Annotated in this window: 25 protein-coding genes, 1 tRNA gene and 1 pseudogene; 15 read left to right on the forward strand and 12 right to left on the reverse strand. The window is 71.1% G+C overall.

The window, feature by feature from the left end; translation table 11 throughout:
• The 6 genes and pseudogenes from V4Y03_RS09630 to V4Y03_RS09655 all read left to right on the forward strand — a co-directional run bounded on the left by V4Y03_RS09630 (position 1) and on the right by V4Y03_RS09655 (position 3,552).
• Positions 1-192 (forward strand): mobile element transfer protein, encoded by a 192-nt coding sequence (locus V4Y03_RS09630; protein WP_332434648.1) that lies wholly within the window; start codon positions 1-3, stop codon positions 190-192.
• Positions 193-210: 18 nt separating this feature from the next.
• Complete coding sequence (locus V4Y03_RS09635; protein ID WP_332434649.1) at positions 211-369, forward strand: hypothetical protein; 159 nt, start codon at positions 211-213, stop codon at positions 367-369.
• A gap of 11 nt (positions 370-380) precedes the next feature.
• Entirely contained in the window at positions 381-725 is a 345-nt protein-coding gene (locus V4Y03_RS09640; RefSeq protein WP_332434650.1) for a SpdD-like protein, read from the forward strand.
• Between the two features lie 87 nt (positions 726-812).
• A pseudogene (gene repSA / locus V4Y03_RS09645) lies at positions 813-2,210 on the forward strand (replication initiator protein RepSA).
• Positions 2,207-2,416 carry an excisionase family DNA-binding protein gene (locus V4Y03_RS09650; RefSeq protein ID WP_332434651.1) on the forward strand — a complete coding sequence of 70 codons (210 nt, stop codon included), beginning with the start codon at positions 2,207-2,209 and terminating at the stop codon, positions 2,414-2,416. Before repSA ends, V4Y03_RS09650 begins: the two are co-directional and overlap by 4 nt.
• The gene (locus V4Y03_RS09655) at positions 2,416-3,552 is read left to right on the forward strand and encodes a tyrosine-type recombinase/integrase (protein WP_332434652.1); all 1,137 of its coding nucleotides are present in this window, start codon (positions 2,416-2,418) and stop codon (positions 3,550-3,552) included. Before V4Y03_RS09650 ends, V4Y03_RS09655 begins: the two co-directional genes overlap by 1 nt.
• Positions 3,553-3,652: 100 nt before the next feature.
• Here V4Y03_RS09655 and V4Y03_RS09660 read toward each other — a convergent pair.
• Positions 3,653-3,727: transfer RNA gene (locus V4Y03_RS09660), tRNA-Val, on the reverse strand.
• A 168-nt stretch (positions 3,728-3,895) separates the two neighbouring features.
• Here V4Y03_RS09660 and V4Y03_RS09665 point away from each other — a divergent pair.
• The 3 genes from V4Y03_RS09665 (at position 3,896) to V4Y03_RS09675 (ending at position 6,471) form a co-directional block, all read left to right on the forward strand.
• Entirely contained in the window at positions 3,896-4,666 is a 771-nt protein-coding gene (locus V4Y03_RS09665) for a DUF4097 family beta strand repeat-containing protein (RefSeq protein ID WP_332434653.1), read from the forward strand.
• A gap of 77 nt (positions 4,667-4,743) precedes the next feature.
• Complete coding sequence (locus V4Y03_RS09670) at positions 4,744-6,153, forward strand: hypothetical protein (protein WP_332434654.1); 1,410 nt, start codon at positions 4,744-4,746, stop codon at positions 6,151-6,153.
• 99 nt (positions 6,154-6,252) lie between these two features.
• Positions 6,253-6,471: an FmdB family zinc ribbon protein gene (locus V4Y03_RS09675; RefSeq protein ID WP_332434655.1), complete on the forward strand. Its 219-nt coding sequence runs from the start codon at positions 6,253-6,255 to the stop codon at positions 6,469-6,471.
• Positions 6,472-6,495: 24 nt separating this feature from the next.
• Here the strand turns inward: V4Y03_RS09675 and V4Y03_RS09680 are convergent, their stop codons facing one another.
• The 3 genes from V4Y03_RS09680 to V4Y03_RS09690 are packed head-to-tail and all read right to left on the reverse strand — an operon-like array spanning position 6,496 to position 11,255.
• The gene (locus tag V4Y03_RS09680) at positions 6,496-7,338 is read right to left on the reverse strand and encodes an HAD family hydrolase (RefSeq protein WP_332434656.1); all 843 of its coding nucleotides are present in this window, start codon (positions 7,336-7,338) and stop codon (positions 6,496-6,498) included.
• On the reverse strand, positions 7,335-10,052 hold the full coding sequence (locus tag V4Y03_RS09685; RefSeq protein ID WP_443079765.1) for a phosphoribosyltransferase domain-containing protein: 2,718 nt from the start codon (positions 10,050-10,052) through the stop codon (positions 7,335-7,337). Before V4Y03_RS09685 ends, V4Y03_RS09680 begins: the two co-directional genes overlap by 4 nt.
• An 18-nt stretch (positions 10,053-10,070) precedes the next feature.
• Positions 10,071-11,255 (reverse strand): HpcH/HpaI aldolase/citrate lyase family protein, encoded by a 1,185-nt coding sequence (locus tag V4Y03_RS09690; RefSeq protein ID WP_332434657.1) that lies wholly within the window; start codon positions 11,253-11,255, stop codon positions 10,071-10,073.
• Between the two features lie 187 nt (positions 11,256-11,442).
• Between V4Y03_RS09690 and V4Y03_RS09695 the strand changes: the two genes are divergently transcribed.
• On the forward strand, positions 11,443-12,369 hold the full coding sequence (locus V4Y03_RS09695) for a TerD family protein (protein WP_332434658.1): 927 nt from the start codon (positions 11,443-11,445) through the stop codon (positions 12,367-12,369).
• Between the two features lie 15 nt (positions 12,370-12,384).
• On the opposite strand, the gene V4Y03_RS09700 is transcribed toward V4Y03_RS09695, so the two are convergent.
• From V4Y03_RS09700 to V4Y03_RS09725, 6 genes are all read right to left on the reverse strand, one after another.
• A complete protein-coding gene (locus tag V4Y03_RS09700; protein WP_317873957.1) occupies positions 12,385-13,122 on the reverse strand; it encodes a TerD family protein in 738 nt (245 codons plus the stop codon).
• 104 nt (positions 13,123-13,226) lie between these two features.
• The gene (locus tag V4Y03_RS09705) at positions 13,227-14,375 is read right to left on the reverse strand and encodes a DUF475 domain-containing protein (protein WP_317873956.1); all 1,149 of its coding nucleotides are present in this window, start codon (positions 14,373-14,375) and stop codon (positions 13,227-13,229) included.
• A gap of 29 nt (positions 14,376-14,404) precedes the next feature.
• Positions 14,405-14,980, reverse strand: coding sequence for a TerD family protein (locus V4Y03_RS09710; RefSeq protein ID WP_317873955.1), 576 nt, complete (start codon positions 14,978-14,980; stop codon positions 14,405-14,407).
• 82 nt (positions 14,981-15,062) lie between these two features.
• Positions 15,063-15,638: a TerD family protein gene (locus V4Y03_RS09715; protein ID WP_026058190.1), complete on the reverse strand. Its 576-nt coding sequence runs from the start codon at positions 15,636-15,638 to the stop codon at positions 15,063-15,065.
• A gap of 150 nt (positions 15,639-15,788) precedes the next feature.
• Entirely contained in the window at positions 15,789-16,247 is a 459-nt protein-coding gene (locus V4Y03_RS09720) for a peroxiredoxin (protein WP_332434659.1), read from the reverse strand.
• Between the two features lie 119 nt (positions 16,248-16,366).
• The gene (locus V4Y03_RS09725) at positions 16,367-16,789 is read right to left on the reverse strand and encodes a DUF3052 domain-containing protein (protein WP_056559438.1); all 423 of its coding nucleotides are present in this window, start codon (positions 16,787-16,789) and stop codon (positions 16,367-16,369) included.
• A gap of 419 nt (positions 16,790-17,208) precedes the next feature.
• Here V4Y03_RS09725 and aceE point away from each other — a divergent pair, with 419 nt between their 5' ends.
• Both aceE and V4Y03_RS09735 read left to right on the forward strand, forming a co-directional pair.
• Complete coding sequence (aceE, locus tag V4Y03_RS09730; protein WP_332434660.1) at positions 17,209-19,941, forward strand: pyruvate dehydrogenase (acetyl-transferring), homodimeric type; 2,733 nt, start codon at positions 17,209-17,211, stop codon at positions 19,939-19,941.
• A 154-nt stretch (positions 19,942-20,095) separates the two neighbouring features.
• Positions 20,096-20,917: a potassium channel family protein gene (locus V4Y03_RS09735; RefSeq protein WP_332434661.1), complete on the forward strand. Its 822-nt coding sequence runs from the start codon at positions 20,096-20,098 to the stop codon at positions 20,915-20,917.
• Here V4Y03_RS09735 and V4Y03_RS09740 read toward each other — a convergent pair.
• Entirely contained in the window at positions 20,898-21,278 is a 381-nt protein-coding gene (locus tag V4Y03_RS09740) for a peptidase inhibitor family I36 protein (protein WP_317873951.1), read from the reverse strand. The two genes, V4Y03_RS09735 and V4Y03_RS09740, sit on opposite strands and share 20 nt — an antisense overlap.
• Before the next feature lie 127 nt (positions 21,279-21,405).
• Positions 21,406-23,031, reverse strand: a complete 1,626-nt coding sequence (locus tag V4Y03_RS09745) for an MFS transporter (protein WP_317873950.1) — start codon at positions 23,029-23,031, stop codon at positions 21,406-21,408.
• 117 nt (positions 23,032-23,148) lie between these two features.
• Here V4Y03_RS09745 and V4Y03_RS09750 point away from each other — a divergent pair, with 117 nt between their 5' ends.
• From V4Y03_RS09750 to V4Y03_RS09760, 3 genes are all read left to right on the forward strand, one after another.
• Positions 23,149-23,793: a TetR/AcrR family transcriptional regulator gene (locus V4Y03_RS09750; RefSeq protein ID WP_317873949.1), complete on the forward strand. Its 645-nt coding sequence runs from the start codon at positions 23,149-23,151 to the stop codon at positions 23,791-23,793.
• Positions 23,794-23,818: 25 nt separating this feature from the next.
• Positions 23,819-25,033 carry an alpha/beta hydrolase gene (locus V4Y03_RS09755; RefSeq protein WP_332434662.1) on the forward strand — a complete coding sequence of 405 codons (1,215 nt, stop codon included), beginning with the start codon at positions 23,819-23,821 and terminating at the stop codon, positions 25,031-25,033.
• A 74-nt stretch (positions 25,034-25,107) separates the two neighbouring features.
• The gene (locus tag V4Y03_RS09760; protein WP_317873947.1) at positions 25,108-25,956 is read left to right on the forward strand and encodes a DUF4429 domain-containing protein; all 849 of its coding nucleotides are present in this window, start codon (positions 25,108-25,110) and stop codon (positions 25,954-25,956) included.
• The last annotated feature ends 127 nt before the right edge of the window (positions 25,957-26,083 follow it).

Raw genomic sequence — 26,083 nt, forward strand, 5'->3', positions numbered from 1 at the left:
ATGGCCCCTCGCGACCACTTCCACTCCGTGATGCGGATCGGCCCAGTGCAGATCGGTACCCGCCGCGATCGCCACGGCCGCACCAAGTACGCCGCGGTGTGCACGTCCGACGGCTGCGGCTGGTCCGCCGAGTACTCCAGCTCCTCGGCCGCCCAGCTCGCCGCCCGCACCCACCGCTGCCAGCCCCGCTGACCTCGAAGGAGACCCGTCATGGACGTCCCGCTCTGGCTCGCCCTGGTCGTCGTCGGCGGCCTCGGCATCAAGCTCATCCGCCCGCCCTGGTGGCTCGTCGCCGTGATCCTCCTCGGCGGCTTCCTCCTCGCCGACAGCGTCCTCGCACCGCTCATCGACAGCACGATCAACAAGTAGGGAGAACCGTCATGTTCCAGCCGCGCATCCCGGTCAACCCACTTCCGGCCGGCATCGTCACCCCGCTCGTCCAGCCGACCGCCACCGCCGACATCGCGCCCCATCACACCGCCGACGCGGTGGCCTGCAACCACCACCACGCCCCGGCCCCTGCTCCGGTCCCGGCACGCTTCTCCGCCGTGCGCCTCACCCCGGCCAGCCTGGCTGTCGTCGTCGCCGGAGGCGTCGGAGCCGTCCTCGTCGTCGGCACGGTCCTGGTCTCCATGCTCCTCGCCGTCGCTATCAGCGCCGCCTCGGTCGCCGTGTGCGCCGTCGTCCTGCGCTCACTCCTCAACGGACAGCAGCGGCGCCGCTAGTCGGGCTCCGGGCGGCTCAACCGCCAAGTCTCCGCCGCCCGGAAGCCCCGCTCCTGCCCAGCTCGCAGAACCAGAAGGAAGCACTCCATGATGACCGTCCCAGCCGCCTCGTCGGCGGGGTTCGATACCGCCACCCTGGGCGACATGCTTCGGGTGGCCGGGTCCCCCGGCTTCGACCGCTGGAAGGAGCAGATCCACCGCACCGGCGGCTGTTCCCACCCCATCCACCTCCAGGGCTGGACCCTCACCAGGGACAAGAGCACCGGGGAGACCCTCCACCGGTACTCCACCGACACCGAACCGGGCGCACGGCTCCGGATCGCCTGCGGCAACCGCCGGGCCTCCCGCTGCCCCGCCTGCGCGTGGACGTACGCGGGCGACACGTACCACCTCATCCGCGCCGGCCTCGCCGGAGACAGCGCCCGGGACATCCCCGCCACCGTCCGCGAACACCCTCGCGTCTTCCTCACCCTCACCGCCCCATCCTTCGGACCGGTCCACAACCGTCCCGACCCCCGGCCCTGTCGCTGCGGCGTTCGCCACGCCGAGGACGACGCCGCCCTCGGCACGCCGCTGGACCCCGACTCGTACGACTACGCCGCCGCCGTCCTCTTCAACAACCACGCCGGGCAGCTCTGGCAGAGGTTCACGAATCGACTCCGCCGGGAGATCGCCGCCACGGCTGGCCTCTCGCAGAGGGAGCTGAAGGAGGTCGCCCGGATCTCGTACGGGAAGGTCGCCGAGTTCCAGAAGCGGGGCGCCGTCCACTTCCACGCCGTCGTCCGCATCGACGGCGTGGACGGCCCCGACTCGCCCCCGCCGTCCTGGTAAACCACCGAACACCTCACCGACGCCATCCGCGCCGCCGCCACCCACGCGTACACGACCGTCACCGTCCCCGCCGCCGGTGACCACCCCACCCGCCGCCTCCGCTGGGGCACCCAGCTCGACATCCGGCCCGTGAAGGCGTTCGGCGACGGCTCCGACATCACCGAACAGGCCGTCGCCTCCTACATCGCCAAGTACGCCACCAAGGCCGCCGAGACCACCGGCAGCCTCGACCGCCGCATCGGCAACCGTGAGGCCCTGGTCCTCCTCGGCGTACCCGACCACACCCGCCGCCTCGTCGAAGCCTGCTTCGACCTCGACCCGCTCTACCCCGACCGCCGCCTCCTCGCCTGGGCCCACATGCTCGGCTTCCGGGGCCACTTCTCCACCAAGTCCCGGCAGTACTCGACCACCCTGAGCGAACTCCGCCAGACCCGCGCCGACTACCGCGCCGCCCAGGAACGCACCGCCCGCGGCCTCGACGACATCGAGCCGGACACCGTCTTCGTCCTCACCTCTTGGTCCTACGCCGGCCAGGGCCACACCCCCGGCGAGGCCGCCCTCGCCGCCTCCATCGCCAGGGACATCGCGCTCAACCGTGAGACCGCCCGCGAAGCCCTGCGCGACCAACTCGCCCTGGAGGGAGCAAGCGCATGACCGACCGACTGCTGACCGTGGGCCAGGCCGCCGAACTCCTCGGCACCACCGAGAGGTTTCCGCGTCGGCTCATCGCCGAGCGCCGGATCGTCTTCGTCAAGGTGGGGCGGCATGTCCGCATCCCTGAGCGGGCCTTGGAGGAATTCGTCGTCACCCACACCGTCCAGCCGATCACCACTCGTCGCCGATTCGCGGCGGTGGCCTGATGGCGAACAGCAAGGGGAAGCGGCGGCGCTTCGGTGCAGTGCGCAAGCTGCCGTCAGGACGGTTCCAGGCCCGCTATCAGGGGCCCGACGGGATCACCCGATCGGCTCCCGAGACCTTCGCCTCGCAGACCGATGCCGATCGGTGGCTCGTCCGCAAGGAAGCGGAGATCATCGACGGCAAATGGAAGAACCCTGACGACAAAGTTCTCTTCGGCGTCTATGCCGACGCCTGGTTCAAGGAACGCGACTACGCAGCGACCACCCGCGAACGCAACGGCAGCGCGCTGCGCCTCCACATCCTGCCGACCTTCGCGGACGTGGTCCTGAGTGAGATCACCACACCTCAGATACGCCGCTGGCGTGCCGGCCTCCTGGAGTCGGGTGTCGGTGAGCCGACGGTCGCCAAGGCGTACCAGATCCTCCGCGCCATCATGAACACTGCGGTCGACGACGAGCTGATCCAGCGCAACCCCTGCCGCATCAAGGGCGCCGGAGCGGCCAAGACGGCTGAGCGGCCGTTCCTCGACGTCGCCGAGGTCTTCCAGCTCGCCGATGCCGTGCCGGCGCGCTTCCGGATGTTCATCCTGCTGGCGGCCTTCACCGGCCTCCGCTTCGGGGAGCTCGCCGCGCTTCAGCGCCATGACGTCGACCTCGACCGGCGAACCGTCGCCGTACGACGTTCGCTGGCGGAGACCCGCACCGACGGCATCCTGGTCAAGACGCCCAAGAGCGCGGCCGGTGTGCGGACCGTCGCCTTCCCGGCCTCCCTGGCGGAGAGCCTGGCCACTCATCTCGCCGTCTACGCCGAGCCGGGTCGCACCGGGCTGGTCTTCACCGGAGCCCGCGGCGGGCAGCTGCGTCGGAACAACTTCCGGCGACTGTGGCTGCGGGCCCTGAAGGACACCGGCCTCCGCGACGTCCACTTCCACGATCTGCGCCACACTGGGAACACCCTCGCCGCGACTGGCGGCGCCACGACGCGTGAGCTGATGCAACGGATGGGGCATTCGTCGGTGCGGGCCGCGCTGATCTATCAGCACCTGGTGAACGGGCGTGACCACGCCATCGCCGCTCACGTCGACGAGCAGATCAAAAAAGTCCGGCCGGGCGAGTCCGGCGACGCTTCTGGCACGTAACTGGCACGGCGCCCCTCCCCCGCCTTCCCGCCCAAAGAACGAACAAGGCCCAGGCTCCCGGTTCAGTACCGGTGACCTGGGCCTTTGTCGTGCTACCTGCTGGTGGGCGCGGACGGTTTCGAACCGCCGACATCTGCTTTGTAAGAGCAGCGCTCTACCCCTGAGCTACGCACCCGTGGGAGGGACAACAGCGTACATGGCGCATGGGTGGGTGCCGCAATCCGATACCCCTGGCCGGGGGGTAGCCCCACCCTCGGGACGGTGGGTCGCCGGATCGTGACGCGGGGTGGCGGGGGCATAGCGTCGTCCTACTGTCCGCGTTTCTCGGTGGGGGTTCATCGTCATGGCTGTCGCAGGTCGTCCGTTCCGTGTGCTGCTCGTCTCCGGAGGGGTGCTGCTCTCCTCCCTCGTGCTCGCCGGGTGCGGTTCCGCCGATGCCGACGCCGCGCCCGTGGAGCGGAAGTCGTTCGCCTTCGACGGCGCGGCGCTCACCATCGACTCCGACGACTCCGAGCTGGTGATCACGCCCGCCGACATCGACGAGGTGCGGGTCGAGCGGCAGGTCGACGGGTGGGCGTTCATGGGCTCCGGGCCCGAGCCCACCTGGACGCTCACCGACGGGCGGCTCACCCTGCGCGTGGGGTGCACCGGGGTCACCTCCAACTGCGACGCCGTCCACCGTATCCAGGTGCCCCGCAAGGCCGCCGTCACCGTCCAGGACGACAACGGAGGCGTCACCGCCGAGGGCTTCACCACACCCCTGAAGGTACGGTCCGACAACGGCGACGTACGGGTCCGCAAGCCCGCCGGCCCCCTCGACCTGTTCACCGACAACGGCGACGTCGTCGTCGACTCCGGCGCCACCGCCCCCGAGGTCGTCGCCCGCTCCGACAACGGCAACGTCCGCATCGCCCTCGGCGCCGTACCCCGTCGCGTCGACCTCTTCACCGACAACGGCGACATCACCCTCTCCCTCCCCACCGCCGACTACGAGGTGACCGGCGCCAGCGACAACGGTGACGTCCGCATCGACGTCCCCCGCCGCGACGGCAGCGGCCACTCCGTGAGCGCCCGCAGCGACAACGGTGACGTGTCCGTCCTCACCGCGAACTGACCGGCCCGTGTGTTCGTCCTTAGCTGGTGGGAGAATGAATCGGACCGGGCACGGCGGACACAGCACGGGAGAGGTACGTGGCGGCGAGCGACGCGAGGGGGGCGGGCGGCGTTCGACGTCGTGACACGCCCGGCCGGGCAGACACCCGAACCGACGGTGGGCCGCGGCAGGCGCCCTCCGGCCTCCGGCTCGCCCTCGCCCTGCCCCTCCTCGTCGGCGCCCTCATGCCGCACGCCTTCGCCGGCGGCGGCACCCGCCGCTGGTTCGGCGGGCGCGGCGAGAGCCAGCGGGCCGAGGCCCAGGCCGCCAAGGACGCCGCCGCCGCGGCCTTCTACGAGCTCGACACCGCCCAGCGCGGGCTGCGCATCTCCATCGAGACCATCACCGCCGTCGACAGCTCCCCCGAGGCCCGCCGCGCCGTCGAGGGCTTCGAGGCCCTCGGCCGCCGTATCGACGAGGTCAGTCACCTCTACATCGACGCCGTCGACGCCCACGACCTCGACCACGCCGAGCTCGACGCCGCGACCGCCTCCCGCGCCCGCGCCGAACTGACCCGCGCCAAGGACGAACTGAACCGCGCGAAGGCCGACCTCGACCGGTACGAGGAGGGGCTCGCGCCGCTGCTCGGGCGTGCCGAGACCCAGCTCGCCCGCCTCGCCCCCGCCGTCGAACGCGCCCGGCAGGCCCTGCGCGGCGCGTCCGGCGCCCTCGACTCCGTACGCGAGAGCGGGCTGCGCGCCGACGACCTCGCCGCCCGGCTCGCCGCCCTCGGCCCCGAGCTGACCCGGCTCAACGAGGGCGCCGGGCGGCACGGCCTACCCGAGACGCTCCAGCGCGCCGACCGGGTGCTCCGGGACGCCGAGGCCGTACGCGCCGAGGCCGAGCGGCTGCCCGAGCGGGCCGCCGAGATCGACCGGCGGCTCGTCTCCCTCCGCACCCGCACCGAAGCGCTCACCACCCGCACAGGCGGCGTCGAACCCGTCCTCTCCGAGCTGCGCCGACGCTTCACCGCGCCCTGCTGGCAAGACCTCCAGCACGTGCCCGAGCAGGCAGCCACCTCGCTCCACCAGGCCGAGGAGCGGCTCGCCGAGGCCGGAAGGGCACGGGCCGAGCAGCGCTGGCCCGACACCACCTCGCTCCTCTCCACCGTCCGCGCCCTGCTGGACTCCACCGACGAGGCCGTCTCCGCCGCCGGGGACCGGCTGCGCCGTCTCGACGCCGTCGCCAAGGACCCGAAGGCCGAGATCGACCGGACCCGGTTCGCCGTGCGCGACGCCCAGCGGCTCGCCATGGCCGGCCGGAGCACCCCCGACCCCCGCCACGCCCGGCCTCTCGACGAGGCTGTCGCCCGGCTCGACCGCGCGGTCGGCACGCTGGAGGGGCGGCACCCCGACTACTGGCACTTCCTCACCGAACTGGAGGGCGTACGGGCCTCGGCCGCGCACGTCGTCGGGCAGATCCGGGAGGAGCGGGGCGCCGGGCACTGATCCGGGAGCCGGGAGCCGAAAGCGGGGGCTGCGGGCAGGAAGCCGCACGCGGACGGCCGTGAGCGGAACACCCCGAGCCGAAGGCTCTAGCCTGTCCCCATGCCTCGTTACGAATTCCGCTGCCGGACCTGCGGCGACACCTTCGAGCTCAGCCGTCCCATGGCCGAGTCCTCCGACCCCGCCTCCTGCCCCGCCGGGCACGACGACACCGTGAAGCTGCTCTCGGCCGTGGCCGTCGGCGGCAGCTCCACCGCCGGCCCCGCGCCGAGTGGCGGCGGCGGGGGCGGCGGTTGCTGCGGCGGGGGCTGCTGCGGCTGAGGCCGCCGTACGCCTGACCGTCCTCTAGACGGCGGCCGCCGCCCGGAAGCGGCGCAGGATCTCCTCGCCCGCCGCGACCCCGCGTTCCACCAGGACGTCCAGGTGGGGGGCGGTCCAGTCGCTGTCGGCCAGTTCGCCGTGGCCCGGCCGCCAGGCCCGGTCCGCGGCGAGCAGCAGGTCGGCGTCGAGGAGGGAGTCGCCGGCGGCCAGCGTGAGCGTGGCCCCGGTGCGGCGGGCGACCTCGCGGACCGCCGCGCTCTTGGTGAGCGGCTTCGGGACCGCGTACACCTTGCGGCCCTGGAGCGAGACCGTCCAGCCGCGCTCCCCCGCCCAGGCGCCGAAGCGGCCCAGCCAGTCCTCGGGGAGCCGCTCGCGCTCGACGACGAGGTACGCGAAGAGGTCCTCGGCGACTCGGTGCTTGCGCACCCAGGACAGGTCCGTGGTCGCGGTGAGGTAGGCGCGGATCTCGGAGAGCGGCGCGCACTCCTCCGCGAGCCGGCGCACCACGGAGGCGTGCCACTCGGGGTCGGAGACGCCGTCGACGAGGATGTGTCCGCCGTTGGCGCAGATCGCGTACTTCGGTGCGGCGCCGGGGAGTTGGATGCGCTGGTACTGCTTGCGCGTCCGGGTCGTGGTGGGCACGAAGACGGCTTCGCCGGTCAGTCTCGCGAGGAGGTCGGCCGCGTCCTCGGTCATGTAGGAGAGCGGCTTGGACTCGTGGACCTCTACGCAGAGCAGCCGGGGTGCCTGCGCGTCGGGCATGCCGAGGGCGAGGGCCGCGGAGGAGTAGATGAGGGTGCGGTCGAGGTCGCTGGCGACCAGTACGGAGGCCGGATCCTTCGTCGTACCCACCGGGGTCGTACTCACTGGGACACCACCGCCTTGCCGTCGGCGCCTGTCGCGCCCCTGGTGTACTGAGGGTGGATCAGACCGACGCAGCTGTACGGGAGTTCGTCGACCTCCTCGACCGGTACGCCGCGCTGCTCGGCGAGCAGCCGGACGTGCGCGAGGTCGGCGCCCGCGCCCCGCTTGGCGAGGATCTTCCAGGGGACGCGGCGGAGCAGGACGCGGGTGGTCTCGCCGACGCCCGGCTTGACCAGGTTGACGTCGTGGATGCCGTACTCCTCGCTGATCCGCTCGACGGCCGCCCAGCCCTCCCAGGTGGGGGTGCGGTCGGCGGCGAGGAGTTCCTTGACGTCCCCGTCGACGGAGCCGGCGACCTCGTCGAAGCGGGCGGCGACGGCGTCGAGGAAGTCGTTGGAGACGTCGGCTCCGGCCAGTTCGCGGTAGAACTTGCCGCCGTGGAAGTCGTCCGGTCCGACGAGGTCGGCGCGGAGGACCGTACGCGATATCAGGCCGGACACCGTGGAGTTGAGGCAGGCGGACGGGATGAGGAAGTCCTCGCGGGTGCCGTAGGTGCGGACGCAGGAGCCGGGGTCGGCGAGGACCGCGATCTCCGGGTCGAAGCCCGTGACGCCCTCGGCCGCTTCGAACTCCCTTATCGCCTCGGCGAGTTCGCGGGTGATGGCGCCCTTGCCGGTCCAGCCGTCGACGAACACGACGTCGGCCGGGTCGTGGTGGGCGGCGAGCCAGCGCAGCGCGTTGGCGTCGATGCCCCGGCCGCGCACGATGGAGACGGCGTAGTGCGGCAGGTCGAGGCCGTGGCGGGCCTGCGCCCAGCGGCGCATGAGGACGCCGACGGGGGTGCCGGCGCGGGCGAGGGAGACGAGCACCGGGCGGCGGCCCTGGGGGTCCCTCCCGCGCCGTCCACGGCGAAGGGGGAGCTCGGCGAGGACCGTCTCGGTGACGGTGCCGACGGCGCGGGCGATACGGGCGGCCGAGGTCTCCAGGGCGCTGTGGAACAACTCCTGGTAGCGGGGGCTGGGCTGGTACTCGACGGGCAGCGACTCGGCGTAGTGGGCGCCGCCGCTCTGGATGGCTTCCTCGCGTTCCTCGGTGGGCGCCTCCAGCTCGACGTCCGAGAGGTCCTGGAGCAGCCAGCCGACCTCCTCGGGGGCGTAGGAGGAGAAGGCGGGGCCGCGGAGGGGCTCGGGCAGCATGGAGCTCCTTTCGGGAGCTTCGGTGACCGGGGGCCTGTCGTCGTACGAGGGGTACGGCGAGGCCGTGGGCGTGTGCGTGGGCATGGGCGCGGCTGTGGGCCCGTGCGTAGGCGTGGGTGCGGGTGTGTGCGAGGGGACGACGGCCAGGAGGACGCGCGGGACGTGCGCGGACAGCTGGGCGAGCAGGCCGTCGGGGGCGTGCAGGGCCGGGGTGTCGGCGGTGGAGTCGACGACGGCGACGACCGCGTCGAAGCCCGCGCCGGCCACGTTGTACGCGTACCGCTCGCCGGGTCCGCCGGCGGGGTCGTCGTGGGCGGGGAAGACGAGCCGGGTGCGTATCGCGTATCCGGGGTCGTCGACGGCGAGGACGGGCGAGCGGGTGGTGGTGGAGTAGCTGACGTCGTGGCCGGCGTCCTCCAGGGCGGTGCCGAGGCGCAGCGGCGCGTACATCAGCTCCTCGAAGCCGAGGACGAGGACGCGGGGCGCGGCGGGCGGCGGGGCGGGGGTGCCGGGTCGGGCCCCGGCGGGCTCTCGATGCTCCCCGGCGGACGGCTCTCGCGGCTCCCCGGCGGGCAGCTCTCGCGGCTCTCGCGGCTCCCCGGCGGACGGCGAGGCGGGAGCGCCGGGCTCCTCCGCGGCGGCCGACGGGGCGCCCAGCTGCTCGCCGATCCTGCGTGCCAGGGCCGGCAGGGCCTGCTCCAGGCGGGTGCGGTGCTCCGGTGTGAAGCCGTGCCTGCCGCCGTCGGGGACCCCCTCGGGCCAGTCGAGCGCGATCCGCACGGGGGCCGGGCGGGACGCCGGGCGGAGGGGGGCGGGGGTGGGTGTCTCGTGCTCGGCCACCAGCGCCTGGCCCTTCTCCAGGACCCCTTCCGGGAGGCGTACGGTTCCGGCGGCGCCGGCCACCAGGTCGACGCGGGCGCCGATCTCCTCGGCGAAGGCGTCCAGGCGGCCGAGGTCGGCGGCGGAGCGCATGTCGACGAGGGCCACCACGACGTACCGCTTGCGCGGGTAGCGCTCGTGGAGGGTCCGGACGGTGTTGAGGACGGTGTTGCCGGTGGAGAACTCGTCGTCGACGAGGACCAGCGGCCCGTCGCCCGCGAGCAGCTCGGTGTCCTCGGGCAGCAGCAGGTGCGAGGTGGCGTGCGAGTGGGACTCCTCGAAGCCGCCCGCGCGGGCCACTCCGGCCACCGGCCGCCGGGTGGAGTGGAGGTACGGGGCGAGGCCGAGCCCGTCGGCGACGGCGTGGCCGAGGGCCGTGGCGGTCTCGGCGTACCCGAGGACGACGGAGCGCGCGGCCTCCTCCTCGCCGAGGAGTTCGCGGACGCGCCGGCCGAGGCCGAGGCCGGAGCCGTACACGACGGAGGGGCGCTGCGGCACGTGCTTGCCGAGCACGCTGGAGACGAGCAGGTGCGCGCGCTTGGGGTTGCGGCGCAGTGCGAGGCCCAACAGGGCCGGTAGCTCCTCGTCGCCGATCAGTTCGACGCCCAGTCGCTCCGCGACCCACGTTCCGGTCCACACCACGTCGTCGACGTCCCTTCGTCAGCCGGCGAGGCCGGCGGTGAGCAGATCCACGAAGCCGACGTCCTCGTTGGCGACGCCGAAGACCTCGGCGCGCAGCAGGGTGCGCTCGGCCCACGCGCGATGCGGCTTCACTTCGTTCATCTTGTTCGTGTAGGCGGAGCGGAGGACTCCGCCGCCGCCCTGTTCCGGCCGCAGGATGTCCTGGGCGTCGCTCCACTCCTCGTGGCTGACCACGGAGAGGGCGTGCACCGGCACCACATGGGTGGGGTGGATGCAGGTCTTGCCGAGCAGGCCGTTGGCGCGGTCGAGTTCGATCTCTCGGAGCAGGCCGTCGAGGTCGTGCTGGATGAGCGCGGTACGGAGGTCCTCGGCGCGGCCCTCCAGGAAGGGGCTGCGGCGGAGCTGCGGCTTGAACATGCGCTCGCCGGGACGGAAGTACTCCCAGACGGGTCCGGTGACGGTGAAGCCGGTGCCGTCGGAGCGGCCGAGGACGTTGACGACGTCGGCGATGACGTTCGCGACGATCTTGACGTCGTAGGCGGTCATGTCGGGCGAGCGGCGCAGCCCGTAGGCGGAGCAGAAGTCGGTGACCCCGAGACGCAGGGCGAGGACGCGGTCGCGGTACTTGTCGGTGATCGAGGCGATGCCGGCGAGGGTCTCGGCCCGGGTCTCCAGGTGGAGGAGCTCGGGGGACTCCAGGACGGGCATGGCGAAGAGGCGCCGTCCGCAGTTCCGCTCGGCCTGGGTGAGCGCTTCGAGGAAGGCGCGGCCGCGGTTCTCGGTGAATTTGGGCAGTACGAATCCGGACAGCAGCCGGACCGTGTCGCCGAGGCGGTCGACGAGGTCGGTGATCTGGCGCGGTTCGCGGACCCGGATGAACAGCAGGGGCACGTCCGTGACGGTGTCGCCGTCCGTCACGGTGCCCGCGGCGAGGTCGGCGAACTGGCGGACGAGGTTGACCTCGCCGGCCTCCACCTCGCCGTCGCTGATGGAGTCCTCCAGGCAGAGCACCATGGAGACCACTCCGCGGGCCGCCTGCTTGCGCACGTCGTCGGCGAGCCGCGGCCGGGTGGCCGGGCTGTAGAGCGTGGCTCCCAGCGCCACGGCGAGCGTGCGCGCGGGCGAGTCGGCGGTGAAGACGGCCGGCTCGCGGTGGAACAATCCTGCCCGTGTCGTGGACGGGATGTGCCCGAAATGACGCATATAAGTCCCCCGTCTACCTTTCTCGACCTGACGACATGTGGCCGGTAATAGTACGTAGGTGCGGGTGTCCGTAGTTCCCCGCGAGCGTGAAATTCAGGTAACTCGTCAGCATCCGTCACCCCCTCTCCCCAGGTCGGTGGCGCCCCCGCGTTGTCCGCGGGCCCGCCGGGAGGGCAGGATTGCCGTCATGACGCACGCGATGCTGAAGGGCTCCAACGTCCCTCTCGACACCGCGGCCGTACGGGCCGTGCTCCGCTGGACCCCGGGCCCCGGGGTCCCCGACGTCGATGCGTCGGCCCTGCTGCTCGGGCCCGCCGGCCGCGTGCGGTCCGACGAGGACTTCGTCTTCTACAACCAGCCGCGCCACCCCTCGGGCCTGGTGCGGCGGCTGCCCAAGAAGCGGGACTCCGGGGGCTTGACGGACACCGTGGAGGCCGATCTCGGCGGTCTGGACGTCTCGGTCGACCGGGTGGTGATCGCGGCCTCCTCCGACGGCGGCACCTTCCGGTCCGTCTCGGACCTGCGGATCCTGCTGTACGACGCGACGCCCGGCCCCGAGCGCGAGCCGCTGGCCCTGTTCGCCGTGACGGCGGAGACCGGCGAGGAGACGGCGGTGATCTGCGGCGAGCTGTACCGGCGCGGGGACACCTGGAAGTTCCGCGCGGTCGGACAGGGCTACCCGACCGGCCTGATCGGCCTCGCGACCGACTTCGGCATCTCGGTCGACGAGGAGGCGCAGGAGGCCCTGGACGTCCAGGACGCGCGGAGCGACGCCGCCACGCCCCAGGGCGGCTTCCCCGACGCTCCTGGCGGCTTCCCCGAGCTCCCGGGCGCCCGGGAGCCCTCGGGTGCCGCCCAGGAGGCCGTGGCGGCCGTTCACGCCCCCGGCGCGCCCGATCTGGACCTGACCGTCGCCCACGGCCCCGTACCCCCGCAGCCGACGATGCCGCCGCCGGTCCCCGACCGGGCCCCGGCCTACGGCTACCCCCAGCCGCCGGCGAACGTCCCGGCCCCCGCGTACGGCTATCCGCAGCCGGTCGGCGCCGCGCCCGAGCAGCACCCGGCACCGGAGTTCCGGATGCCGCCCATGGGTCCCCAGTTCGCCCGGTCCTGAGGCGGCGGGCAAGGACTACGCCTTGGTCTTGTAGCCGCGCCCCCACTGGAGTCCCCAGCCGTACAGCCGGTCCAGCTCGGCCTGGAAGCCGTACACGAAGCGCACCTCGCGGCGGACCGTCAGCTCGCCCTTGGTGTTCTCCACGGTGAAGACCGCGCAGGAGCGTGCCTGCGGGGCGCGCTCGTCGAGCTCGATCTCGATCCGGGGACCGTTGCTCGGATAGAGCGTGATCTTGGCGTGCGTACGGTCGAAGGCCGGCGTCTGGTCGTAGATGTACGCGAAGAACAGCAGGCGCTTGATCTCGTCCTTGTGGTCCAGATTGACGAAGATCGTCTCGCCGGACGAGCCGCCGAAGCGGTCGTCCCCGCTGAGCTTCACGTACGGGGCGCCGTTCAGGTCGCCGAAGAAGCCGCCCAGCGGCTGCACCACGCCCTTGCTGCCGTCCTTGAGCTCATAGAGGCAGCCCAGGTCCAGGTCGACGTTGACCATGCCCTGGGTGTGCGCCTGGACGACCTCGGGCTTGAAGAGCTGGGAGGGGTTGCGGAGCAGCCGCCCGCTCTGGCGCGAGCGCCCTTCCAGGTCGGAGGTCCGCATCCGCCAGGACAGGTTCACCCGGAGGTTGCCGGTGGCCGCTCCCTGCTTGGTCAGCGAGACGGTCGGGTGCCGTCTCGTCAGGTCGATCGAGTTCGACGCGGCGCTGCCCGAGTCGAAATGCGCCGCCCTCCCCGGAAAAAGGTTGTCCCAGAAGGCCATGCCGCCTTCACCCCCCACTGCTCGTGATCTCCCGCGCACATGCCTGCGGGGCGGCCGGGTGATACGGCCGCCCCGCAGTGAAGCGTTCCTCGTCGCCGGGGGTGTCACACCCCGGACGGCACCTCGGTCTTCTCCTCCGACGAACCGGAACCTCCCTCGGCCGCCGCCAGCCGCTTGTTGCGGCGGACGGAGGACCAGAAGGACCAGCCGATGAGCGCGACGCCGAGACCGCCCGTGATGACCTCGGGGATCTCGTACTGGATGGTGACCAGGAGCAGGACGGCCAGGGCGCCGATGGCGTAGTGGGCGCCGTGCTCCAGGTAGACGTAGTCGTCGAGGGTGCCCTGGCGGACCAGGTAGACCGTCAGCGAACGGACGTACATGGCACCGACACCGAGGCCGAGCGCCATCAGGACGATGTCGTTGGTGATGGCGAAGGCGCCGATGACACCGTCGAACGAGAAGGAGGCGTCGAGGACCTCCAGGTAGAGGAACATGAAGAAGGCGGCCTTGCCGGCCAGCTGGACGACGGAAGGCTTCTTGCCGCTGAGCCTGGCCTCTTCCTCGGCCTCGTGCTCGCGCTCCTCCTCTTCCTCCAGCTTGTTCTCGAAGTAGCTGGAGAGACCGCCGACGACGAGGTACGTGATGAGGCCGGCGATGCCGGAGATCAGCACCGTCTGCGCCTTGTCGACGTGCGTGCCGCCGTGCTGGTGGGCGTGGGTCGCGAAGGTCATCGCGCTGACCAGCAGGACGACGAGGGCGATGCAGACCGACAGCATGTCGACCTTGCCGAGCTTGGCGAGCGGGCGCTCGATCCAGCGCAGCCACTGGATGTCACGGTCCTCGAAAATGAAGTCGAGGAAGATCATCAGAAGGAACATGCCACCGAACGCGGCGATCGACGGATGCGCGTCGGTCACCAGTTCCTGGTAGCGGTCGGGGTTGTTGAAGGCCAGGTCGACGGCGTCGATCGGGCCGATCTTGGCGCTGATCGCGACGATCACGACGGGGAAGACGAGCCGCATACCGAAGACGGCGATGAGCACACCGATCGTGAGGAAGATCTTCTGCCAGAAGGCATTCATCTTCTTCAGGATTCCGGCGTTGACCACCGCGTTGTCGAAGGACAGCGAGATCTCGAGGACACAGAGGATCGCGACGATCCCGAAGGCCTCCCACCCCCCGTAGAGCACCGCTGCGACCAAGCCGAGCGCAGTGATCGCGAACGACCAGCCGAAGGTTTTCAGAACCACTGTCTACCCCATCGTGAAATTACATGGCTTTACGAAACGTTGACCCCGAAGTCTAGAGCGATGCCCCGGAGCCCGGACGCGTACCCCTGACCCACCGCCCTGAACTTCCATTCGCCGTTGTAGCGGTACAGCTCGCCGAAGATCATCGCGGTCTCGGTCGAGGCGTCCTCGGAGAGGTCGTAACGGGCGAGTTCCTGACCGTCCAGCTGGTTCACGACACGAATGAACGCGTTGCTGACCTGGCCGAAACTCTGGCCGCGGTTGTCGGCGTCGTGGATCGACACCGGGAAGACGATCTTGTCGCAGTGGGCCGGCACCTTGCCGAGGTCGACGACGAGGGACTCGTCGTCCCCGTCACCCTCGCCGGTGAGGTTGTCACCGGTGTGCTCGACGGAGCCCTCGGGGCTGCGGAGCTGGTTGTAGAAGACGAAGTACTCGTCGCCGAGCACCCGTCCGGCCCGGCACAGCAGCGCGCTGGCGTCGAGGTCGAACGGAGCCCCGGTGGTGGAGCGCGCGTCCCAGCCGAGCCCCACGAGGACCTGGGTGAGGTTGGGTGCGGCCTTGGAGAGGGAGACATTGCCTCCCTTGGCGAGCGTGACGCCCATGATTCGGTTCCTCCCCGGTGGTGATGAGGCACGTCCGGCGCCGCACGGGGTGTGCGGCGCCGGACGGTTCGAACGTTTCGGCTCAGACGTTGACGCCGAAGTCCTGCGCGATGCCGCGCAGGCCCGAGGCGTAGCCCTGGCCGACGGCACGGAACTTCCACTCCGCACCGTGGCGGTACAGCTCGCCGAAGACCATGGCGGTCTCGGTCGAGGCGTCCTCGGAGAGGTCGTACCGGGCGATCTCGGCGCCGCCGGCCTGGTTCACGACGCGGATGAACGCGTTGCGCACCTGGCCGAAGGACTGCTGGCGGTTCTCGGCGTCGTAGATCGACACCGGGAAGACGATCTTGGCCACGTCGGCCGGCACGGTGGCCAGGCTGACCTTGACCTGCTCGTCGTCGCCCTCGCCCTCGCCGGTGAGGTTGTCACCGGTGTGCTCGACGGAGCCGTCGGCGCTCTTCAGGTTGTTGAAGAAGACGAAGTCCTGGTCGTTGCGGACCTTGCCCTCCTCGCTCACCAGGATCGCGCTGGCGTCGAGGTCGAAGTCCGTACCGGTGGTGGTGCGGACGTCCCAGCCCAGACCGACGGTCACGGCGGTGAGGCCAGGGGCCTCCTTGGTCAGCGAGACGTTGCCGCCCTTGCTGAGGCTGACTCCCACGAGTCCCTCCATAGGTTTCCAGGGGCAGCGCCCCCGTCGTGCGTTGGTATCGGATCAACGACTGGATCCTAGTGACGGGTTCCCGGTCGAAACAGTCGATTCGCCCGGTGAATCCGAGGGTGTCGGTGCCGGAGCGGCCCGACGCGTGCCTCAGAGGGCGTCGAGCGCCTTCAGGTACTCGCCGAGGTCGCGGGCCTCCGACAGGGCGTTGACGACGGTCCAGCGGACCACGCCCTCCTTGTCGATGACGAAGGTCCCGCGCACCGCGCAGCCCTTCTCCTCGTCGAACACACCGTAGGCACGGGAGGCCTCGCCGTGCTTCCAGAAATCGGAGAGCAGCGGGAACTCCAGGGACTCCTGGTCGCCGAAGACGCGCAGGGTGTGGATGGAGTCGTTGGAGACGGCCAGCAGCTGGGTGTCGTCGTTGACGAACTCCGCCAGGTTGTCGCGCAGCGCGGTGAGCTCACCGGTGCAGACACCGGTGAAGGCAAAGGGGTAGAAGAGCAGCACCACGTTCTTCTCGCCGCGGAAGTCGGAGAGCCGCACGGTGCGCCCGTGGTTGTCCTTCAGCTCGAAATCCGGGGCCTCGGCCCCGACCTCGATCGCCATCGCGTACGCATCCCTTCGCCGGGGCCCTGACCTTGGGCCGAATCGGTGATCCCCACCCTACGGCCTGCACACGAAAGCCCCCGCCGGCGTCCCGACGGGGGCTTCTCGCAGCGTGGTGATCAGCGCTTGGGGGCGGTCAGGCGGGTACCCGTCCAGTCCTTGGCGACGCTGATGCTCTTGGTCTGGGAGAGACCAGCAGTCTGCGCGGCATCGTTGATGTCGGACGGCTCGATGTAGCCGTCGCGGCCGGTCTTCGGCGTCAGCAGCCAGATGGTGCCGCCGTCCTCCAGAAGACCGATGGCGTCCACCAGGGCGTCGGTGAGATCGCCGTCCTCGTCGCGGAACCAGAGCACGACGGCGTCAGCGACGTCGTCGTATTCCTCGTCCACGAGCTCGGCCCCGATGATGGACTCGATGCCTTCGCGGAGATCCTGGTCGACGTCGTCGTCGTAGCCGATCTCCTGGACCACCTGTCCGGGCTCGAACCCCAGCCTGACGGCCGGGTTGGTCCGCTCCTCCGCGTGGTCCGCGGTCGCGCTCACGGCTTGCCTCCTGCTCATTCGGTAAATGCTTTGGGCCACGCGTATGCGCGCGGCGCTGGCCGTAGTCCACACGTGCCGGGGCGCATCGCGCAAGTACCCGGCCGTGGAGACCGCCGAAACGGTGACGTTTGGGGCCGTCTCGCCGCAACTTCCGGCGCTGACGGACCGCACTCCGTGATCAGGCACACACGATTCATCCCGGTTCGGGGACTTCTGAGGTTTCAGTCTGCCGAACGCCGGGACGAAACGCATGCGCGGGTTGGGCGTAAGGTTGCGATTTGAGTACACCCGGACGCCTGGAGGGCACCCCTGGGGGTTACCTTTCGGTAAATGTGACGTCTGGCACCGACGGGGTACACGATGAACATCCCGACCACTTCCGTGGCCCCGTGGGTACCACCGAACAGCGAAGGAAGAGCGTGGCTCCCGGATCCGATCGCAACCCGATCATCATTGGCGGCCTTCCCAGCCAGGTCCCGGATTTCGACCCGGAAGAGACCCAGGAATGGCTCGACTCCCTCGATGCCGCCGTCGACGAGCGGGGCCGTGAGCGGGCCCGCTACCTCATGCTCCGACTGATCGAGCGCGCCCGCGAGAAGCGCGTGGCCGTGCCCGAGATGCGCAGCACGGATTACGTCAACACCATCGCCACCAGGGACGAGCCCTTCTTCCCCGGCAACGAGGAGATCGAGCGCAAGGTCCTCAACGCCACCCGGTGGAACGCGGCCGTGATGGTCTCGCGCGCCCAGCGTCCGGGCATCGGCGTCGGCGGTCACATCGCCACCTTCGCCTCCTCGGCCTCGCTGTACGACGTCGGCTTCAACCACTTCTTCCGCGGCAAGGACGAGGGCGACGGCGGCGACCAGATCTTCTTCCAGGGGCACGCCTCCCCCGGCATCTACGCCCGCGCGTATCTCCTGGACAGGCTGAACGACGCCCAGCTCGACGGCTTCCGCCAGGAGAAGTCGAGGTACCCGAACGGCCTCTCCTCGTACCCCCATCCGCGGCTGATGCCGGACTTCTGGGAGTTCCCGACCGTGTCGATGGGCCTCGGCCCGCTCGGCGCGATCTACCAGGCCCGGATGAACCGGTACATGGAGGCGCGCGGCATCGCGGACACCTCCAGGTCCCACGTCTGGGCGTTCCTCGGCGACGGCGAGATGGACGAGGTCGAGTCGCTCGGCCAGCTGTCCATCGCCGCCCGCGAGGGCCTGGACAACCTGACCTTCGTGGTCAACTGCAACCTCCAGCGGCTCGACGGCCCGGTCCGAGGCAACGGCAAGATCATCCAGGAGCTGGAGTCGATCTTCCGGGGCAACGGCTGGAACGTCATCAAGCTGATCTGGGACCGCTCCTGGGACCCGCTGCTGGCGCAGGACCGCGACGGCATCCTGGTCAACAAGCTCAACACCACCCCCGACGGCCAGTTCCAGACGTACGCCACCGAGACCGGCGGCTACATCCGGGACCACTTCTTCGGCGGCGACCACCGGCTGCGGGCGATGGTCGAGGGCATGTCGGACCAGCAGGTCCTGCACCTGGGCCGCGGCGGCCACGACCACAAGAAGATCTACGCGGCCTACGCGGCGGCCAAGGCCCACGCGGGCCAGCCGACCGTGATCCTCGCGCAGACCGTCAAGGGCTGGACGCTCGGCCCGAACTTCGAGGGCCGCAACGCGACCCACCAGATGAAGAAGCTGACGGTCGACGACCTCAAGCGCTTCCGCGACCGGCTGCACATCCCGGTCACGGACAAGCAGCTGGAGGACGGCCTGCCGCCGTACTACCACCCGGGCCGGAACTCCGAGGAGATCCAGTACATGCACGACCGCCGCGAGGCGCTGGGCGGGTACGTCCCGACCCGTGTCGTGCGGTCCAAGCCGCTGGTCCTCCCCGGGGACACGACCTACGCGGCGGCCAAGAAGGGCTCCGGGCAGCAGTCCATCGCCACCACGATGGCCTTCGTCCGCATCCTGAAGGACCTCATGCGGGACAAGGAGATCGGCAAGCGCTTCGTGCTGATCGCCCCCGACGAGTACCGCACCTTCGGCATGGACGCCTTCTTCCCGAGCGCCAAGATCTACAACCCGCTGGGCCAGCAGTACGAGGCGGTGGACCGCGAACTCCTCCTCGCCTACAAGGAGTCGCCGACCGGGCAGATGCTGCACGACGGCATCTCCGAGGCCGGCTGCACGGCCTCGCTGATCGCCGCGGGTTCGGCGTACGCCACGCACGGCGAGCCGCTGATCCCGGTGTACGTCTTCTACTCGATGTTCGGTTTCCAGCGGACCGGCGACCAGTTCTGGCAGATGGCCGACCAGCTGGCGCGCGGCTTCGTGCTCGGCGCCACCGCCGGCCGGACGACGCTGACCGGCGAGGGCCTCCAGCACGCGGACGGCCACTCCCACCTGCTGGCCTCGACCAACCCGGCCTGCATCGCCTACGACCCGGCGTTCGGCTTCGAGATCGCGCACATCGTCAAGGACGGTCTGCGCCGGATGTACGGCTCCGAGGCCGAGGACGTCTTCTACTACCTGACCGTCTACAACGAGCCGATCCAGCACCCGGCCGAGCCGGCGGACGTGGACGTGGAGGGCATCCTCCAGGGCATCCACCGCTTCAAGCCGGCCGAGGCGGGCACCATCCCGGCGCAGATCATGGCCTCCGGTGTCGCCGTGCCGTGGGCGATCGAGGCGCAGCGGATCCTCGCCGAGGAGTGGAACGTCAGGGCCGACGTCTGGTCCGCGACCTCCTGGACCGAGCTGCGGCGTGAGGCCGTGGCCGTCGAGGAGCACAATCTGCTCCACCCGGACGAGGAGCAGCGCGTCCCGTACGTGACGCGCAAGCTCCGGGGCTCCCAGGGCCCGTTCGTGGCGGTCTCGGACTGGATGCGCGCGGTGCCGGACCAGATCTCCCGCTGGGTGCCGGGCACATACGGCTCGCTCGGCGCGGACGGCTTCGGCTTCGCGGACACGCGGGGCGCGGCCCGTCGCTACTTCCACATCGACGCTCCTTCGATCGTGCTGGCGGTACTGACGGAACTCGCCCGCGAGGGCAAGGTGGAGCGCTCGGTGCTGAAGCAGGCCGTGGACCGCTACCAGCTGCTCGACGTGGCGGCCGCCGACCCGGGCCCGGCGGGCGGCGACGCCTGAGCCGGACCGACGGCGAAGGCCGGGCCCCGGGCCGGTAGTGCTCGGACCGGCCCTCCCGGGGCCTTTCCGTAGCGCCCCGGTAGCACGGATCGCCTGGTGAGGGGCGGTGGGACTCCGGTCCTGCCGCCCCTCGGCGTTCTCTACGATTCCCCGCATGAGGGATCGCTGGGAAGAGCGGACGCAGGTGCCGCTCCTTGTGCTGGCCGTGGCGTTCGGCATCGCGTACGCCGTGCCGATCGTCGCTCCCGGCGCCGACCCCTGGGTGCACCGGCTGTGCACCCATGTCGAGTGGACGGTCTGGGCGGCCTTCGCCCTCGACTACCTGGTCCGCCTCGCCATCGCCCCCGCCCGCTGGGCCTTCGTGCGGTCCCATCCCGTCGACCTGCTCGCGGTCCTGCTGCCGATGGTGCAGCCGCTGCGGCTGCTGCGGGTCGTCTCCACCCTCCTCCTCGTGGGCCGGCGAGCCCGGATGGCCCCGCAGATAACGCTCACCACCTATGTGGCGGGCGCGGTCGTCGGGCTGATGATGTTCGGCTCGCTGGCCGTGCTGCACGTCGAGCGGGACGCGCCGAACGGCAACATCAAGACGCTCGGGGACGCGGTCTGGTGGTCCTTCACCACGATGACCACGGTCGGCTACGGCGACCACGCCCCGACCACGGGTCTCGGCCGGGTCCTGGCGGTGGGGCTGATGCTCTCGGGCATCGCGCTGCTCGGTGTCGTCACCGCCAACATCGCGGCCTGGTTCATCTCCCGCTTCGACCGGGACGACGCGGTGGAGCGCCGGCACACCGAACTCCTCGAGGCGCTGACCCTGGAGGTCCGCGAACTGCGCGCGGAGGTGGCCCGGCTGTCGCCCGCGCCGGAACTCCCGGCCCCGGCCGCCCCAGGAACCCCGGCCGCCGCGCCCGTCCCCGTATCCACCCCCGCTTCCGGCCCCGCCGCCGAACCGGCCCCTACCGCTCCCAGAGCTTGAACGCTCTGACCTCGTAGGGCGTCTGCGGCACCCACGTCCCCCGCCCCGGGTAGGTCTCGAACTCGCCCGTCTCCGCGCACTCCGCCGACTGGTACGTGGTGACCGGCCGGCCCGTACGGTTCGCCAGGGACTGGGCCGAGGTGCCCGCCGGGAGGGCGACACAGCTGTCGATGTCGATCGTGGCCAGCTCATGGGTCTGGGCGCGGCCCTTGAAGTCGGGCTTGGACCAGAGGCAGAGCCGCCCGGGTCCACAGGCGCCGAGGGCCGTCCCCCCGGCGGGCACGGCGCTCACGGGCACCGCGAGCAGCGCGGTCAGGACGGCCGCGACGGTCGCGGCGGCGAGAACGGTTTTCGTATACATGCTGATGAACCCCCGTTTGGTCACTCTCTGTAATCACGAGAATGGCGGAGGTCTCCCACTGATGGAAGAGGGGCCGCCCCCGTTCACGCGAACGGGTGACGGCCCCCTACGGGAACCCTGACGAACGTCAGATGTGGCCGCCGCCCATGCCGCCCGCCTCCGCGTTCTCGCCGCGCTTCGTGAGCGTGGCGACCAGGGCCGCGACGACCGCCACGACACCGGCGACGGTGAAGGCGAGGCCCATGCCGTCGAGGAAGGTGTCGTGGATGACCTTGGTGATCTGCTGGAGCAGATCCGGGGTCATCCCCGGCGCCTTGGCCAGCTCCGGCGGGGCCATGCCGAACTCGGCGGCCTGCTCCAGCTGCGGGTTGACGGGGGCCGGGATGCCGGCCTCCTTCCAGTTGCCCTCGAAGGAGTCGGCGACCTTGGAGGACATCACGGCGCCGAGCACCGCCGTGCCGAGCGCGCCGCCGACCTGCATCGCGGCCTGCTGGAGACCGCCGGCGACGCCGGAGAGTTCGAGCGGCGCGTTGCCGACGATGACCTCGGTGGCGCCGACCATGACCGGGGCGAGCCCGAGGCCCAGCAGGGCGAACCAGAGGGACATCGCGAGGGTGCCGGTGCCGGCGGTGAGCGTGATCATGCCGAACATGGCGACGGCCGTGCAGACCATGCCGCCGACCAGCGGCACGCGCGGGCCGAACCTGGTGATCAGCGCACCGGCCAGCGGCGAGGAGACGATCATCATCGCGGTCAGCGGCAGCAGGTGCAGACCGCTGTCGACCGGGCTGAGGCCCTTCACGCCCTGGAGGTAGAAGGTCACGAAGAACAGGCCGCCCATGAAGGCGAAGGCCATCAGGACCATCAGCACCACACCGGCCGAGAGCGGCACGGAGCGGAACATGCCCAGCGGGATCAGCGGCTCCTTGACCTTGGTCTCCCAGAAGGCGAAGACCACGAAGAGCAGCACGGCGCCGATCAGGCCGCCCCAGGTCTTGCCGCTCGACCAGCCCCAGGACTCGCCGGCCTTGATGAGGCTCCAGACGAGGGAGGCCATGGCGCCGGAGAGCAGCAGGATGCCGAGGACGTCGAAGGACCGCGGCGCGTTCTCGGCGCGGTGGTCCTTGAGGATGACCAGGCCGAGGACGAGGGCGACGACGCCGACCGGCACGTTGATGAAGAAGACGGACTGCCAGCTGACGTGCTCGACGAGCAGGCCGCCGACGATCGGGCCGCCCGCCGTGGAGGCGCCGATGACCATGCCCCAGATGCCGATGGCCATGTTCAGCTTCTCGGCGGGGAAGGTGGCGCGCAGCAGGCCGAGCGCGGCCGGCATCAGCAGGGCGCCGAAGAGGCCCTGGAGGACGCGGAAGGCGATCACCGCGCCGATGGAGTGCGAGAGGCCGATCGCGCCGGAGGCGGCGGCGAAGCCCGCGATGCCGATGAGGAAGGTCTGCCGGTGGCCGAAGCGGTCACCGAGCTTGCCGGCGGTGATCAGGGCGACGGCGAGCGCGAGCAGATAGCCGTTGGTGATCCACTGGACCTGGGCGAGCGAGGCGCCGAGGTCGTTCTTGATGGCGGGGTTGGCGATGGCGACGATGGTGCCGTCGAGGGCGACCATCATCACGCCCACGGCCACGCCGAACAGGGTCAGCCAGGGGTGGCCGCGCAGTCCCTTCGCCGGGCCCGGTACGGGTTCCCGGGTGCCCCCCTGACCCTGCGGGGCCTTTTCCACGGTGGTCTGACTAGTCATGAAAACCAAACTAGTGACAGCCACTGACAATTGACAAAGCGATTCACGCGTCGGTAACTGTCACGTAGCTCACAGGTACGCTGAGCAGGACGAAATGCCTGAAAAGAGGGACCCGACGTGACCGTGCCCGGCCTGCGCGAGCGGAAGAAACAACGCACGCGCGACGCGCTGACCCGGGTGGCCCTGGAGCTCTTCACCGCCCAGGGGTACGAGCGTACGACCGTCGACGAGATCGTCGAGGCCGTCGAGGTCTCCCAGCGCACCTTCTTCCGGTACTTCTCCTCCAAGGAGGAGGTCGCCTTCGCGGTGCAGCAGATGGTGGAGGAGCGTTTCGTCGAGGCGCTCGGGGAGCGGCCGCCGGGCGAGGGGCCCTTCGACGCCATGCGCAACGCCGTGCTCTGCGCCTGGGACACCATCGGCGACGCCATCACCGAGGTCGTCCCCGTCGGGCTGTACCTGCGCACCTTCCAGATGATCGAGTCGACGCCCGCGCTGCTCGCCGTCCATCTGCGCCGCTCCACCGAGATGGAGGAGACCATCGCCCGGATCATCGCCGACCGCGAGGGCCTGGACGTGGACGCGGACCCGCGGCCCCGGATCGCGGTGGCGGCGTTCAGCGGTGTGATGCGCGTCACCGGACAGCTCTGGGGCAGGGGTACGGACCAGAGCCTGGAGGCCATCCGCGGCCTCACCGAGGAGTACCTCGACCACCTCGGCCCCGCGCTCGCCCCGCGCTGGCGGGACCGGCGGCCGGGGGCCTGACCCGGGCCCCGTAGGGTGGCGGCCCGTGACCTCAGCCGATGCCGTTTCACCCAGCCTCGCCGTCGTGCGCGCCCTGCTCGCGCTCGCCGTCGTGTTCGTGCTGCTCTCGACCACCGGGTGGACGACGATCCGGCACCGCCCCGTACCCGGCCCGTCCCGGGAGGCCGCGCTCACCGCCTGGGCGCGCGACCGGATCGACCACCGCCCGCTGCCGGGGCCCGACAGCCCGGCCCGTACCGTCGCCGGGTTCTTCGCCGGGCTCGGCCACGCGCGCGGGGCTCGGCTCGCCGAGCGGCACCCGCTCGTCGTCGGCAACCTCGACGGCGCCCCCGTCGCCCTGCGCTACCGCGCCAACCGGATCACCCTCGGCCGCGCGCTCGACACCGAACGGGGCAGGATCGACGACGCCAGGCTCTCCCCCGAGGGGCGGCACGAGGCACGGCGCCGGTTCGACCGCTTCGCCTCTCTGATGCGGCCCGGCCGCCAGATACTCGCCTTCGACCCGACCGGTACGGGCCGGACGGCCGAGGTCCTCGGCGACCTGGAGCGGGCCCGGCGCGTCTCGGTGATCGTGCCCGGTGTCGACACCAACCTCCTCACCTTCCAGAAGACCCACGGCCGGTACGCGGCTCCCGCCGGCATGGCAGAGGCCCTCTACGCCGCCGAGCGGCGGACCTCCCCCCGCGCCAGGGTCGCGGTGATCGCCTGGGCCGACTACACCGCGCCCGCCGGGGTCGGCGTCGACGCGGCCACCGGCCGGCTCGCCGAGGAGGGCGCCGTACGGCTCGTGAAGCTGACCGGGGCACTGCCCGGCAGCGCGCGCGTGGCGCTGTTCTGCCACAGCTACGGCTCCGTGCTCTGCGGGGTCGCCGCGCCCCGGCTGTCCGGCCGGGTGACGGACGTGGCCGTGGCGGGGAGCCCCGGCATGCGCGTCGAGCGGGCCGCCGACCTGGCCACACGCGCGCGCGTGTGGGCGATGCGGGACGCGGACGACTGGATAGCGGACGTGCCCCATCTGGAGGTCGGCGGGCTCGGGCACGGGGCGGACCCGGTGGAGCCGGAGTTCGGCGCCCGGCTGCTCTCGGCGCGGGGGGCACTCGGCCACAGTGGCTATTTCGAGCCGGGGACCGAGAGCCTCGGCAACTTCGCCGCGATAGGGGTCGGCGCCTACCCGAGTCTGGTCTGCGCACGTGCCGACAGCGCGTGCCACGACGGAATATCCGGCGCGGAAGGGCTCTGACGCGCGTAGATCACGTGATTTCAGGACCTTTCACAGGGGCGACGCGGAGACACGCGCCGCTTACGATGAGGCGTATGGGTGATGTGCTGGCCGGAATTCATGCCACCTGGGAGTTCGAGAGCGACGCGCTCGTCATCCGCTTCGAACGGGGGATCCGCACGCCGAGGCTCTACCAGGCGCTGCGCGAACGACGTGTACCGCACGAGGCGTTGGCGTCCGTGACGCTCACGCCCGGGAAGCGGGGCACCGTCGTGCTGCACGCCGTGCCCAGACCTGGCGCCGATCCGCTGATGGAGGCGGCCGCGGGGCAGCTCAAGGAGGGGTGCGATCCGTACCGCCTGGTGCTCCCCGCGGAACGCGAGCCGCTCGCCGCGCGCTACCGGGACGAACTCCTCGGCCGGCTGTCGCCCGGTGACGGGGACCTGATGCCCGGCGACCGGTTCCTGGTCGCGCCACCCCGGGGGCCGCTGTCCTTCAAGGCGTACGACGGCAGGGCCAGCTTCGACGGGGCCTCCGAGGTCACCTTCCGCTGGTCGTGGACCGGGGCCTCCTCCGAGAAGTGGAAGGCGGGCGACCAGTCCTTCTCCGTACGGGACCTCTGCGGGGTCGAATGGTGCTCGGCGGACGGACTCGACGGGTATCTGCGCCTGGTGCGCCGGGGCGGTGAGCCGCAGGTGCCGCAGGCCGACCGGGACCCCGCCTCGGTCGTGTTCGGTCGCGGCTACGGGCCGGTGCACGAGTCCCTTCCCTTCGCGGCGGCGGTGCTCGCGGCGATCCGGAGCACGGACCGCGTACCCGTGCGCGTGGCCACGCCCGGAGCGGTTGCCGAAAGGATTCGGCACCTGGGTGAACTGCACCAGGCGGGGCTGGTGACGGACGAGGAGTTCTCGGCGAAGAAAGCGGAGCTCCTGGCGGAGCTTTGACCCGGGGGCCGCCGGGACCCCGGGCGGGAGACACCAGACACCAGACGCCGGCCCGGGCGCCGCGGGCGGGCAACACCAGACGCCGGCCCGGGCGCCGCGGGCCGGAACACCAGACCCCGGCCGGGCG

It is taken from the genome of Streptomyces sp. P9-A4, assembly GCF_036634195.1.
Taxonomy (GTDB): domain Bacteria; phylum Actinomycetota; class Actinomycetes; order Streptomycetales; family Streptomycetaceae; genus Streptomyces.

What these genes read in the sequence shown, in the direction of transcription:
- V4Y03_RS09760 (WP_317873947.1), top strand. Translation starts at nt 25,108, where the DNA reads ATGGGTGATGTGCTGGCCGGAATTCATGCCACCTGGGAGTTCGAGAGC.
- V4Y03_RS09695 (WP_332434658.1), top strand. Translation starts at nt 11,443, where the DNA reads ATGACGCACGCGATGCTGAAGGGCTCCAACGTCCCTCTCGACACCGCG.
- V4Y03_RS09735 (WP_332434661.1), top strand. Translation starts at nt 20,096, where the DNA reads ATGAGGGATCGCTGGGAAGAGCGGACGCAGGTGCCGCTCCTTGTGCTG.
- V4Y03_RS09640 (WP_332434650.1), top strand. Translation starts at nt 381, where the DNA reads ATGTTCCAGCCGCGCATCCCGGTCAACCCACTTCCGGCCGGCATCGTC.
- V4Y03_RS09655 (WP_332434652.1), top strand. Translation starts at nt 2,416, where the DNA reads ATGGCGAACAGCAAGGGGAAGCGGCGGCGCTTCGGTGCAGTGCGCAAG.
- V4Y03_RS09700 (WP_317873957.1), bottom strand. Translation starts at nt 13,122, where the DNA reads ATGGCCTTCTGGGACAACCTTTTTCCGGGGAGGGCGGCGCATTTCGAC.
- V4Y03_RS09650 (WP_332434651.1), top strand. Translation starts at nt 2,207, where the DNA reads ATGACCGACCGACTGCTGACCGTGGGCCAGGCCGCCGAACTCCTCGGC.
- V4Y03_RS09675 (WP_332434655.1), top strand. Translation starts at nt 6,253, where the DNA reads ATGCCTCGTTACGAATTCCGCTGCCGGACCTGCGGCGACACCTTCGAG.
- V4Y03_RS09745 (WP_317873950.1), bottom strand. Translation starts at nt 23,031, where the DNA reads ATGACTAGTCAGACCACCGTGGAAAAGGCCCCGCAGGGTCAGGGGGGC.
- V4Y03_RS09740 (WP_317873951.1), bottom strand. Translation starts at nt 21,278, where the DNA reads ATGTATACGAAAACCGTTCTCGCCGCCGCGACCGTCGCGGCCGTCCTG.
- V4Y03_RS09710 (WP_317873955.1), bottom strand. Translation starts at nt 14,980, where the DNA reads ATGGGCGTCACGCTCGCCAAGGGAGGCAATGTCTCCCTCTCCAAGGCC.
- V4Y03_RS09630 (WP_332434648.1), top strand. Translation starts at nt 1, where the DNA reads ATGGCCCCTCGCGACCACTTCCACTCCGTGATGCGGATCGGCCCAGTG.
- V4Y03_RS09635 (WP_332434649.1), top strand. Translation starts at nt 211, where the DNA reads ATGGACGTCCCGCTCTGGCTCGCCCTGGTCGTCGTCGGCGGCCTCGGC.
- V4Y03_RS09690 (WP_332434657.1), bottom strand. Translation starts at nt 11,255, where the DNA reads ATGCGTCATTTCGGGCACATCCCGTCCACGACACGGGCAGGATTGTTC.
- V4Y03_RS09665 (WP_332434653.1), top strand. Translation starts at nt 3,896, where the DNA reads ATGGCTGTCGCAGGTCGTCCGTTCCGTGTGCTGCTCGTCTCCGGAGGG.
- V4Y03_RS09720 (WP_332434659.1), bottom strand. Translation starts at nt 16,247, where the DNA reads ATGGCGATCGAGGTCGGGGCCGAGGCCCCGGATTTCGAGCTGAAGGAC.